Genomic DNA, 12596 nt, shown 5'->3' with positions numbered 1-12596 from the left:
GAAAATCGATTCTTTTCAAAGATCACAGCAGTCTCCCCCTCTCAGAACATAATCCATATAGTCTTTTTTTATATTGGCGTAAAGGCGGCTGACAGCAATTTCTGTTCCGTCTTTCATAATAAATCCTTTTTTAGTGATGCTTTCGATCTGCCGGAAGTTCACGATATAGGATTTGGAAATTTTTACGAACATTTCGTCTTTTAAGATTGCGCCTGATACCTGATCGAAGCTTTCGCGGAAGGTAAGGCTTTCTACTACCTCACCGCCTGCCAGGTGGTAAGACAGGCGGTGAGAATGGTATTCGATATAGATTACGGCGCTGTTTCTTAAAGAACGGAGGCCCTTTCGCGTGCGTACGGAAAAACAGCCGTTTTCCCCTTTTATAAGTTTTTTGGCAGCTCTGTCCAGGACCGGAAAAAGCTTATCTTCGTTAAAAGGCTTTACCAGATAGTACAAAGCTTCTACGGTATAAGATTGTACCGCATAGTCCGGAGAAATAGTGGCGTATATGATGGCGGCCTTTTTGTCTACATCCCGGATGGCCTTTCCTATCTCAATCCCGTCTTTTCCATCCATGATAATGTCAAGAAGATAGATATGATATGCATTTTCTTCGATGTCAAAGAGTAACTCAGCCGACGATGAATAGGATTTAAATGAGATATCCAGCTCCGGGTGCTCCTTGTCATAGGCTTTGATCAATGTTTCCAGTTGACGAAGTTCCCCACTCTCATCATCACATATTGCAATTTTTATCATGATATTCCTCCATTTACCCCCGAAACAGACCGGATTTGTGAAACAAATAACTAGGGGTGTAGTCTGGGTGAACAGGGGTGTAGTTTGAGTGAAAACCCACAAATTTATTTTCAAATATTGTAGAATCGAATTATTACATATTATCTATTAATTACGCTTATTGTATCGTATTGAGTACCCAATGTCAAAAGCATTTTAGAGTAGAAAAGCATATAAAAAATAAATAATCTTGATAAAAAAAGGTTCTTTTTGTTGTACTCATTTTTAGCTAAAAAGCAAAAGAAAAAGTTAAAAGAGGAGGATAAATGAATGAAATATACCAGGGAGAAGGTATACGTGAAAAGAGGGGCGGCGTGGGCGCTGGCATTCTGCATGGTTTTCGGGATGATGCCTATGAATACGCCGGCTGTGGAGAAGACAGGACAAAGAAATACTGGTCTGCCCTGTCATCCGGAACATGATGAGGATTGCGGTTACAGGGAAATTCTGACCATGAGCGGCTGTACCCATAAGCATGATGAAGCGTGCGGTTATGAGGCGGGAACAAAAGGCTCTCCCTGCACTTTTATTTTTGATGAAGACGAGGCGACCCCGTCGGAAACCCACAAACACAATGAAGCGTGCGGTTATGAAGAAGCCGTCCCGGGAACGCCCTGCAGCCATGAGCATGACGATGCTTGCGGATATAAGGAAACGATCACTGTCACATCTCCCTGTACCCATCAGTGCGAACTCTGTATGGGAACGAATGACAATATAGATAATAATATCAATAACAATATTGGTAATAATCCGCCACCAATCATTATACAGGACCAGGAACATATAATTACAATCACAGAATTTCTGTCCCTGGATGAGGCGGTAAAGAACCAGACGGTTCCCGCCGGAACTGAGGAGGCAAAACTAAACCTTCCGGCAGCGCTGTGGGCAAGAGGGTATACCGGGGAGGATGAGACGGAAAAAGAGGTCAAGGTTACGGGCGTGATATGGGAGGCGGAGGAAGCTTATGATGAGAACGCCGAAGAGGGGATATGGACGTTCGACCCTGTTCTGCCGGCAGGCTATGAGGCTGCGTCCGGGGTGGAGCTGCCTCAGATCAGGATAGCTGTGGAGAAAACGGAGGTGTCAAAAGCAGAACAGGTCATGGCCATGATCGATGCTCTGCCTGAATTAGAAACTCTCTTTGCTAATCCGCCGGGAGAAGGGGATCCGGACTATGATGAATGGCTGACAGGAATGAAAGAGATTGCTTCTGCTGTTACGTCGGCAAAGAATCAGTATGATGGGTTGAGCGAAGAGGAGAAGAGCGCTGTCGGTGATGAAAGAAGGGCAAAACTGTGGCAGCTTTATGAATTTATCCAAAGGCAGCCTCTGACCAAGGCTGCAGACGGTGACTATTGGTCCAATGATGGGATACGTGCGGACTCATTTGCTGCCGGAAGCGGTGATGGAAGCAGCAAAGATTCCCCGTATTTGATTTCCAATGGGGCGGAGCTGGGGTATATGGCCTATCTGATAGAAGATGATTGGAAGAAGGCGAAAGCGGATCGGCAGTACAGTCCGGTATATCCATCCAGGTATTATAGGCTGACCGGTGATATCGACCTGGACGGTCACGACTGGAAGCCCATAGGAAACGGCAGCGGAGCCTTCAAGGGCACCTTTGACGGCGGGGGATTCACTGTTGAGAATATGAATATTATAGTGGACGGAGGCGATGGAAATGACCGTTCAGCAGGCCTTTTCGGGGATATTTACGGCGGAATGGTGAAAAATCTCACCATCGGCGAAGGGTCTGCTGTGGATGTTACATATACGGGAAGTACTGCTCCTAAAGGGTATGGGGCGGTAGCGGGCGATGTCTCCGGTTCCGGTACGGTAGAAAACTGCCACAGCTTTGCTGATATTTCAGTGTCATTTACAAACGACATGTTGTATGCATATACAGGCGGAATCGTCGGTTATTTGGAAAAAGGCACGGTGAAGAACTGTTCCAATTCCGGTACGATAGGGGGAACATCGATTACTGCCGGGGGAATTGCAGGGGCCAACGGTAATACAGGCGCGGGAACGATCCGGAACTGCTGGAACAGGGGAACGATTACGGTTGCCGAAACGTACAGCTACGCAGGGGGAATTACCGGATATAACATCCATGAGAACAGCAAGGTGGAAAACAGCTATAACATCGGTAATATTACCGGCCGAGATGAGATGAGTTATTATGGCGGTGTGATCGGAGCCAATAATGGAACTGTAGAAAACTGCTACAATGCCGGAGCTCTTACTCTGCCTGACAGCAGGAGGATGTCTGCCGGCGGACTGGTTGGCGATAACAGAGATTATGGAAATGGAAAAGCAGTCAACTGTTACTGGCTCAGGGATAGCGGCTTCAATGATAAACTGTCCGCAGTCGGTGCGTCTAATAATGAAACTGATCTTCTAAGCTTCGGCAGGGACGGCGCATTTTCAGAGGGCAAGGCTGTGATCATAGACGGTACTGCCTATTCCAGCCTGCTCCCCGCATTGAGCGCTTGGGTAGATATAAAAACAGGGGAATACTGGTTCTGGACAGGGGACAGGGCAGCGCCTGAACTGACAGAAGAGCGGCCTCCAGAAACATATGCGGTGACGGTTGGCGTTAAAAAGGACGATAGGGAATGGACGGATCACGGCAAAACCTTCCGATTGGTAAATGGAGACATAAGCGTAAGTAATCTGAATGCCGTGGAAGACGGAACTTATAACCTGTATGAGGGAAATACGGATACCGGTGTTATTGTAACGGTAAACGGCGGGGCGGCAAATGCAGAGCTTAACTATTACACAGTTACTTTTTACGACGGCGACACCGCCTATGATACCGGTTCTGCAGCGCCCCAGATTATTCTGAAAAACAGTAAGGCGGCCAAGCCTGCTGACAATCCGGTCAAAGAAAATCATATATTTGATAAATGGGTTACAAGTAAGGACGGCGCAGATGAATTTGATTTCGGCAATACATCGATTAACGAACCGACCGGTATCTATGCAAAGTGGACATTTGATACCTCCACAGAGGTGAAGATCGAATTGAAAGTCAGCCGGGAAGGGCCTTATTACGTGGAAGACTCGCTGCTGTTGACGGCAGAGATAATCAATAAGAATACACACGTTCCCGTTACGTCGGGAAAGGTGCAATTTTACGCAGGCGATAGAGAACTGGGAGACCCGGTGAATTATAACGTCGGTCCGTCGCAGTCAGGCTTTTACCTCACAACAGCCTGCGGCACGTCGAATTTTATGCCGTTTTTAACGGTAGGAGAAAACAGTGTGAAAGCGGTTTATACACCGGCAGATGGCGGCACGGAGGTGGAGAGCGAGGCCATCACGATCACTGTTCAGAGGCAGAAGAACGGAAACCGCTTCCTGGGGACAGTGAAAGCAGAAACCGCTTATAACGGCAGCGAAGAAGGCAGTTGCCCGGTACAGTTCGTGATCGCCAATAATGGTGAAGATGAGTTGATCTATGCCAGTCAGCTTACCATCTCAGGCTGGCGGGGAGAAGAGAGGATTACCAATCCGGAGGATTTCACAGTAAGCTACAATGAAAAGGAAACCATAGCCTACGTTCATGTAAAAAAGCCGGGGACATATACATTTACAGCGACGCTGACTGGAAATGCCGATTATGTGGCAGAGAAGACCGCCGCGGCGGCGGTTGCTCCGGCTAAGCTGACAATCACTCCGGAAAATGTAACCATTGTGAAAAATGAAACGCCGTCATTTTCCTATAAGGCTGAAAACTTAAAGGGCAATGATAACATTACCGGCGTCACTTATAAGACAACGGCAAACGGAAACTACGAAAACGTAGGAACTTACATCATTTCAATTGAATCGGTCGCTGTAGAGAATCAGGATTGCTACGAGATTGAGACAGGGACAGGAAGACTGACGATAACAAGCATACCGGCCCCACTGTATACGCTCAACGTTGACGGCTCAGGAAGCACCGGCTCATCCGGCTCCGGAAGTTACAGGGCAGGCGCACAGGTGGAAATCAACGCAGGAATGAGAAGCGGCTACAGCTTCAATAACTGGACATCTGACAACGGAGGCAGTTTTGGCGATGTCAACAGTTCGTCCACTACCTTTACGATGCCGGCAGGCAATACTAAAGTAACGGCTCTCTGGACGAGAAACAGCTCCGGAGGCGGAGGAAGCAACAGCAGCTCTTCTTCCACGTCTACGGTATCTACTGTCACCAGTACATCAGGAACGGAAGACGGCGGACAGGTGATAACAGGGGTGACAACCGACGCTAAGACAGGTCAGACCGTCACGACTGTTGTAAAAAAAGATGGGGCAGGCAATGTGACCGAGGCAAGGGCAGAGGCTGGCACCTCAGGAATCACAACAAATGTAACCGACGGTCAGGCCCAGATCCAAACTTTTGTGAACGGCAGCCTTGTGACCGAGGCAGTCAATGCAGCCGGCTCGCCGATTCCGGTGGATGTATCAATCGGACTGCCCGGAGGGGAGATTGCGTCACAGTTTGCAAATACAGAGGCGCAGAATGTCAGCGTAACCATTGTAATTCCGGATTCGGTAACCGGCAGCGACAAGATAAATGTGGACAATATTACTCTTGATAAGGCGGTTATAGAAGCGGCGAAAGAGGCGGGGAAAGATTTGACCGTTGCCATTAAGGATGAGAAAGGCAATGTGGATTATGTCTGGATGTTCAACGGACAGGAGCTGCAAGCATCGGCGGCACCGGCGACGGAGGTGAATCTGGCTATTTCCATCATTCCGGTCAGAAATCTGACGGAAGAAAAACATGCCATTAAGGCGGCGGTAGCAGATAGGGATGCAGAACTGAAGGGGTTAAACCTGAGCTTCGGCCACTCCGGAGACCTGCCGTCCAAAGTGCGGGTGAGAATTCCATCGGGAAATGAAGCCGGAATTAATCATGGAGACACCGTATACCTGTATTACTACAATCCGACAGAGGGGAAGCTGGAAGCGCTGCCGGAGAACCGCTATAAGGTAGAGGCCGACGGATTTGTCACAATCCTTTTGACCCACTGCTCGGATTACGTGCTGCTGCCGGAGAAGACAGATACGGCGCAGACAGATCAGGCGCAGGCGGGACAAGACAGGGAAGAGAAAACAGAGCAGAACGGAACGGTATCCTATACAATCAAGCGGGGGGATACCCTTAACAAGATCAGCCGGCAGTACGGCTGCAGTGTACAGCAGCTTTTGAACCTCAATCCCGGACTGGAGATATATGATCTTCGTGTAGGAAGCAATATAATAATTCCTGTATAAAGACAGGAGCGATGGAACGAATAGGGAGTGCTGTATTTTTTTTGCAGCACTCCCTATAAAAATCTGATATAATGAAGGCAGCAATTGATTGAAAGCCGTTAAAAGGAGTGACAAAATGAACTTAGAAGAGCTTGTAAACAAAAAGGACGACCTGCTGACAGCAAACGACAGGGAGATGCTGACGGCTGTTTTCCGTGACCGGCAGGCCGTCGGAAAGATGAACAGTACGGAGCTTGCCGCCTTTTTGCATGTATCGAGAACGACGTTGGTGCGTTTGATGAAAAAGCTGGATGTGGATACCTATGCTGAATTCAAGCTGCTTCTGGACCGGAAAGAAGACGCTCCCGTATATCGGTACGACCTGCTTGAAATTATTGAAAAATATCATCTTATGATTGACGAATTGACGAAATACAATTATGAAAAAATATGTGAAGCCATCCATCAGGCGGGTACGATTTACCTCTATGGCACAGGAAATGAACAGAAAACGATTGCAGAGGAATTTAAGCGGATTTTCCTGATGCTGGGAAAGTGCTGCGTGGATCTATATGATCTGGGAGAGGTGGAGTTTGCTAAAAACCGGTTCCAGGATCGTGATTTATTTGTGGCGGTATCCCTTTCCGGAGAGAACTCTGAGGCTTTAAACGTGGTCAAGGCGGTCCAGAAAATGGGAATCGGAACCGTATCCTTTACGAGATGGGCCAATAACAGTCTGGCAAGACTGTGTCGGGAAAATCTTTATGTGGGAACAAAAACAGTCAATCCTTCATCAGGGCAGTCTTATGAAATGGTAGCCGCATTTTATATTCTCCTGGATATTTTGTCGGTCCGTTATCTGGAATACGCAGACAGGATGGAAAAGGAGGCCCAGGATGAGAATTGACCAGCTTCTGAACAATTGCTATGACGATTTCAGCGAGAATGAGAAATATGTATGTCATTATCTGAGCAGACATTACAGAGACTGCTGCAAAAAAAACATAGAAGAATTTGCCCGTGACTGCAATGTATCAAAAACGCTGCTCGTCCGTTTTGCGAAAAAACTGGGATTGTCCGGGTACAGCGAGCTGAAGGCGCGTATTAAAATAGAGCTGCTGGAAAAAGAGCAGACTTCCGACGGATTCCTGCAGTCTATCATGGACAGCTACCATAAAATGATGGACGATTTGATGGACAAAGATATGTCGGGGATTTTTGAAAAACTATATTCCGCAGAACGGGTCTTTGTATATGGGAGCGGGTCTTCCCAGGCGAGGGCGGCCAGTGAGATGAAACGGATGTTTCTGCCGGTAAAAGATATGATTCATCTCTACGGACATGATTTATCCTATGGCCTTCAAAAAATAGTGACACCGCAGGACATGGTGTTTATCATTTCTTTGTCGGGAGAATCGGAGGCAGTAGTGGAGCTTGGGCGGTTTTTAAGGACCGGTCATGTGCCGGCCGTATCAATTACAAGGCTAAGGAGCAATACGCTGGCCTCATTGTGCGAAGAAAGCCTGTATATTAATTCCATTCAGCTGCCGATGAAATACAACATGGAGTATGAAATTACAACGCCCTACTTTATATTAATCGAATATCTGTATTTGTCCTATCAGAATTATCTGGTGAAAAGATCTGATGAGGAAAATGAATGAAGAAACCATACAGGGGATAGCTAGGAGAAAGATCGGAAATAGACAAGAAAAGCGGGTAGGGAAAATATAAATGAAAAACAGAGAGGAAAATGGTGTACAAAGTTTCTGAAACGGAAAAAATGTCCAGAAACAGTACAAAAATCTTGAAGAGGTTCATTCTATTGAATGGCCTCTTTTTTTATGATACTCTGTTTACAGATCAAACAGAAGGGCATGAAAAAGGTATGACGGAGATCATCTATATGGACATAGACGGAACGCTCAGAGACGAACAAAAAGGAATTCCGGCTAGCGCGGTCTGGGCGCTGGACCAATGCAGGAGAGTGGGAATTAAAGTCGTAATCTGCACGGGAAGAAATCCCGGTTCCGTACAGGAGGACGTCCGGGCGCTGACGACAGACGGTATCATTTCGGGGGGAGGATGTTACATCACCTACCACGGAGTGGATTACTGGAAAAAACATTTTTCTGGACGGGTGCTGGGAGAGGTGCTAACACTTGCCCTTGAAAGACAGTTATCATTGGCGATGGAGGCGGATCAGAAGATATTCATGGATTACAATGCAGCTGCATTTTACCGGGAAGATTTTCAGCATAAGATAAGCGGCAGCAGCAGGGAGGTTCAGGAAATCATCCGAGAACAGAATAAAATTCCATATGAAAACAACATTGGAGAACTGCAAAGCCGGCCTTGTGAAATTCACAAGATATGTATGTTTGGAAAAAAATCCGCCATAGACAGGACAGAAATGGAACTCGCACAGAAGGCAGAAGTCATTCAGAAAAAAGAATGGAACGGCCAGTGGTATCTGGAGTTACTCCCGAAAGGCTGTCACAAAGGAAAAGCGGTCAGATGGATGAACGATTTTCTTGGGATTTTAAAGGAAAACAGCATGAGCTTTGGCGACAGCGAAAACGACATCGCCATGATAAAGGAAACGGGAACAGGAATTTTGGTAGGAAACAGCAGTCCGGAAATGATAAAATACGCCTCTTCGGTATGCGAACCGGTGACAGAGGACGGCATTTATAAGGAGCTGGTAAGAAGAAAGGTTATCTTACCTTATGGGAAAGAAAGGAGAAAGGGAAATGAAAAAGCAGTGGTGGCAGGAGGAAGTCGTTTATCAGATTTATCCTAAGAGCTTTAAAGACAGCAATAACGATGGGATCGGTGATTTAAAAGGGATTACGGAAAAACTGGATTATCTGAAGGATCTGGGGGTGACCATGCTCTGGATCTGCCCTGTTTATCAGTCGCCCATGGATGATAACGGTTACGATATCTCAGACTATCTGACAATTGCTCCGGAATTTGGCACGATTGAAGATTTGGAAGAACTGATCGAAGAGACGAAAGACCGGGACATGAAAATTATTCTGGATCTGGTCGTCAATCACACGTCGGACGAACACGAGTGGTTCCAGCAGGCATTAAAAGACCGGGACAGCAGATATCATGACTACTATATTTTCAAAGAAGGACAAAAGGAGCCGAATAACTGGCGTTCCATTTTTGGCGGAAGCGTATGGGAAAAGGTTCCGGGACGGGATGAATATTATTTTCATGCCTTTGGCAGGAAGCAGCCGGATTTAAACTGGGAAAATCCTGAGCTGAGAAATGAAATATACGAGATGGTCAACTGGTGGCTGGACAAAGGGATTGCAGGATTCCGCGTAGACGCGATTACGTTTATTAAAAAGGACTTATCGTGGCAGGACCGGGAGCCGGATGGCGCAGACGGACTTGCTAAGTGCACGAAGGCGTCCAGGAACCAGCCGGGTATTGGAGAATTTCTCCTCGAACTGAAGGAACGGACATTTGACAGACATCAGTGTGTAACGGTTGCGGAAGCGCCGGGAGTTCCTTATGAAGGCCTGGGAGATTTTATGGGGGAGAACGGTTATTTTTCTATGATCTTTGACTTCCGCTATGCGGATCTGGATATCGCCTCAGGCAGCGAGTGGTTTAAGAGAATCGACTGGAAGATAAGAGACTTAAACGATAAGATCATGGCTAGCCAGATGGCGCTGCAGACCCATGGCTGGGGGGCCAATTTCATTGAAAACCACGATCAGCCGCGAGCCGCAACAAAATATCTGAAGGAAGCGCAGGACAATCCCAATGCTGTAAAAACTCTGGCGGCGATGTATTTCTTTTTGCGGGGCGTTCCGTTTATCTATCAGGGGCAGGAACTGGGAATGAAGAATTTTGAGAGAAATTCCATCGAAGAATTTAACGACTTATCGAGCATCGACCAGTATTACCGATCCATGGAAGAGGGATACTCCCGGGAGGAAGCTCTTGAAATCGTAAATTTAAGAAGCAGGGATAATGCCAGAACGCCATTTCCGTGGAACGAAGAGCAGTACGGCGGGTTCTCATCGGTAAAACCATGGCTTGGAATGACAAAAGAGTATCCGGAAATAAACGCAGAGTTCCAGATTGGAAAAATCGAAAGCATGTATGAGTTTTATAAAAACATGATCCGGTTCCGCCAGAAAGGGCCCCACAGGGACTGCTTCATCTATGGGAAAATCGAACCGCTGTCAGGAAGCAGCGAAGTAATCGCCTATAAGCGTTATACGGAAAACGAGACGATTTGCTGTTGGTTTAATTTCAGCGACAGAGAAATAGAAGAAGTTTTTCCGGCCGGATATGAAGTAGTAGAACCCGTATGGCAGAATTATGGGGAATCTGTTCTGGACAGAGGACAACTGAAGCTGCAGCCCTACCAGTCGGTCTTTCTGAAAATGGAGCAGAGTAAATAATAGGGATATATGTATAAAGAGCGTTTATGGAGAATATAGAGAGGGGAAAAGATCATGGAGAATGTAAATTATCAGGACATTGCGTCACAGATTGTTAATATCGTGGGAAAAGACAACATTATTTCGGCGACCCACTGTGCGACCCGCCTCCGTCTGGTGGTGAAGGACAATGAAGTGATTGACAAAAAACAGTTGGAGAAGGTTCCGTTGGTAAAAGGCACATTTTTCAATGCAGGCCAGTACCAAATTATTCTTGGAACAGGGATCGTAAATAAAGTCTATGCGGAGATTGAGCAGATGAATCTGAAAACGCTGTCTAAGCAGGAACAGGACGCGATCATTAAGGGACAGCAGAAGGGGATAAAAAGGCTGATGCGGACGCTGGGAGACATTTTCGTGCCGATTATTCCGGTAATCGCTGCGACCGGCCTTTTTCTGGGACTGAAGGGCTGCGTGTTTAATGACAATGTACTGGCCCTTTTTGGAGCGGATTCGTCCATGATTCCCGCCTATATTGTTACACTTGTAAACGTTCTGACAGAGACTGCTTTTGCGTTTCTGCCGGCTATTATCTGCTGGTCTGCATACAAGGTATTCGGCGGAATGCCTGTGATCGGAATCGTTCTTGGCCTGATGCTGGTATCACCGGCGCTGCCTAACGCATATTCCGTTGCCGATCCCAACAGTGGGATCGGAGCGGTGATGGCCTTTGGCGTGATCCCTGTCGTCGGATGTCAGGGAAGCGTGCTTACGGCAATACTCACCGCACTTATCGGAGCAAAATTAGAGAAAAAATTACGTAAGATTATGCCTAATGCCCTGGATTTAATTATGACGCCGTTTCTTGTTATGCTGGTGACTTTTCTGGCAGTCATTCTTGGAATCGGTCCGGTCATGCATATTGTAGAATTAAAGCTGGTGCAGATTGTTGAGCTCTTGATACATATTCCATTTGGAATCGGCGGCTTTGTGATCGGAGCAACCTATCCTCTTCTGGTTATTACAGGACTTCATCATACATATACGATGATCGAAACTTCGCTTCTGGCCAACACCGGATTCAATCCAGTGATTACACTATGCGCGATGTACGGATTTGCCAACGTTGGGACCTGTCTGGCATTTTTTGTAAAATCAAAACAAGAAAGCGTAAGACAGACGGCTGTCGGAGCCATGCTCTCCCAGTTATTTGGTATCAGTGAACCCGTTCTTTTCGGAATACAGCTTCGATATAATCTGAGACCGCTGATTATTATGCTCTGTTCTTCTGGGCTTGGTGCGGCGCTGCTGTCAATCTTAAATATTCAGTCCAATTCTTACGGACTGGCAGTATTGCCATCCTACCTTATGTATATTTATGAATGGAGACAGCTGCTCTGGTATTTCCTTGTTTCCATCCTTTCAGTGGCACTTTGTTTCACGCTGACATGTATGTTTGGAATTCCGAAAGAAGTGCTGACGGCAGATGAGTAGGAGAAGGGCAGCAGAAGAGGGAAAAACAGAATAACAGAATAAAATAATAACAGAATAACAGAAGAGGCGGCAGCCGTCAGGGAGAGAGTAACAATTCACTCAGGCTTGATGATGGCCGCCTCTTCTGATCCCTGGCGGTCATCTGCCCCGGCAGTTTTACATAACTTCGCTCAGTTTCGCTACAAGACATCCCTTGCTCTCATAGTATTGAAGCATTTCGTCGATTTTTCTTTTATCGTAACTGGTGATGCAATCAGACAGAACGTGAACGATATAGCCTCCTTTATTCATATTGTAGCAAGTGGATTTGACACAGGCAATGGCATCCGCACCGGCAATATAAAACTCATCGATTTCATTATCACTTACAAAAGCGGCAAAACCTTCGCTTGTCAATGCATTTCCCTTGGTTTTTAAGAAAAGCTGAATTGAAAAAGTAAATTCCAGTGCGGGACTAAATTCCACTGGTCTTTAAAATTTAGCCTGAATTATCAGGTTTTTAACGTAAAGATTCTAGATATCTGCTATAATTAGTTTGACTTCTTATAAAAAATCCGATTTCCGGACATGGCAAACGGGCTACTGGAATTCTGCGTGCGAGACTAAATTCCACCAGCCACATTCAATAAATGT

The 12596-nt window shown here is 46.4% G+C and carries 8 protein-coding genes; 6 read left to right on the top strand and 2 right to left on the bottom strand.

Translation table 11 applies throughout. The annotated features are described in order from the left end of the window. Positions 1–15 precede the first annotated feature (15 nt). A complete protein-coding gene (locus DXA13_RS18015) occupies positions 16–759 on the bottom strand; it encodes a LytTR family DNA-binding domain-containing protein (protein WP_118246444.1) in 744 nt (247 codons plus the stop codon). Between the two features lie 309 nt (positions 760–1068). On the opposite strand from DXA13_RS18015, the gene DXA13_RS18010 reads away from it, so the two are divergent. The 6 genes from DXA13_RS18010 to DXA13_RS17985 all read left to right on the top strand — a co-directional run bounded on the left by DXA13_RS18010 (position 1069) and on the right by DXA13_RS17985 (position 11963). Beyond that, positions 1069–6078 (top strand): LysM peptidoglycan-binding domain-containing protein, encoded by a 5010-nt coding sequence (locus tag DXA13_RS18010; RefSeq protein ID WP_118246443.1) that lies wholly within the window; start codon positions 1069–1071, stop codon positions 6076–6078. A 115-nt stretch (positions 6079–6193) separates the two neighbouring features. Continuing rightward, positions 6194–6964, top strand: a complete 771-nt coding sequence (locus tag DXA13_RS18005; protein WP_118246442.1) for a MurR/RpiR family transcriptional regulator — start codon at positions 6194–6196, stop codon at positions 6962–6964. Beyond that, entirely contained in the window at positions 6954–7721 is a 768-nt protein-coding gene (locus tag DXA13_RS18000) for a MurR/RpiR family transcriptional regulator (protein WP_118246441.1), read from the top strand. Before DXA13_RS18005 ends, DXA13_RS18000 begins: the two co-directional genes overlap by 11 nt. 224 nt (positions 7722–7945) lie before the next feature. Then, complete coding sequence (locus tag DXA13_RS17995; protein WP_181995734.1) at positions 7946–8860, top strand: Cof-type HAD-IIB family hydrolase; 915 nt, start codon at positions 7946–7948, stop codon at positions 8858–8860. Then, the gene (locus DXA13_RS17990) at positions 8811–10490 is read left to right on the top strand and encodes an alpha-glucosidase (protein ID WP_118246439.1); all 1680 of its coding nucleotides are present in this window, start codon (positions 8811–8813) and stop codon (positions 10488–10490) included. Before DXA13_RS17995 ends, DXA13_RS17990 begins: the two co-directional genes overlap by 50 nt. Positions 10491–10544: 54 nt before the next feature. Beyond that, positions 10545–11963 (top strand): PTS transporter subunit EIIC, encoded by a 1419-nt coding sequence (locus DXA13_RS17985; RefSeq protein ID WP_118246438.1) that lies wholly within the window; start codon positions 10545–10547, stop codon positions 11961–11963. A gap of 156 nt (positions 11964–12119) precedes the next feature. Here DXA13_RS17985 and DXA13_RS17980 read toward each other — a convergent pair whose 3' ends face one another. Beyond that, positions 12120–12428 carry an isochorismatase family protein gene (locus tag DXA13_RS17980; protein ID WP_118246437.1) on the bottom strand — a complete coding sequence of 103 codons (309 nt, stop codon included), beginning with the start codon at positions 12426–12428 and terminating at the stop codon, positions 12120–12122. Positions 12429–12596: the final 168 nt, after the last annotated feature.

It is taken from the genome of Clostridium sp. AM58-1XD (assembly GCF_003464085.1).
In the GTDB taxonomy this organism is placed as follows: Bacteria; Bacillota; Clostridia; order Lachnospirales; family Lachnospiraceae; genus Lachnoclostridium_A.
The sequence above is the reverse complement of the archived record's forward strand: the minus strand, read 5'-3'. Positions and strand labels throughout refer to the sequence as shown.

Excerpts from the sequence above, each read along its gene's own strand:
- DXA13_RS18015 (WP_118246444.1), bottom strand. The coding sequence starts at position 759 with ATGATAAAAATTGCAATATGTGATGATGAGAGTGGGGAACTTCGTCAA.
- DXA13_RS18005 (WP_118246442.1), top strand. The coding sequence starts at position 6,194 with ATGAACTTAGAAGAGCTTGTAAACAAAAAGGACGACCTGCTGACAGCA.
- DXA13_RS17995 (WP_181995734.1), top strand. The coding sequence starts at position 7,946 with ATGACGGAGATCATCTATATGGACATAGACGGAACGCTCAGAGACGAA.
- DXA13_RS18010 (WP_118246443.1), top strand. The coding sequence starts at position 1,069 with ATGAAATATACCAGGGAGAAGGTATACGTGAAAAGAGGGGCGGCGTGG.
- DXA13_RS17990 (WP_118246439.1), top strand. The coding sequence starts at position 8,811 with ATGAAAAAGCAGTGGTGGCAGGAGGAAGTCGTTTATCAGATTTATCCT.
- DXA13_RS18000 (WP_118246441.1), top strand. The coding sequence starts at position 6,954 with ATGAGAATTGACCAGCTTCTGAACAATTGCTATGACGATTTCAGCGAG.
- DXA13_RS17985 (WP_118246438.1), top strand. The coding sequence starts at position 10,545 with ATGGAGAATGTAAATTATCAGGACATTGCGTCACAGATTGTTAATATC.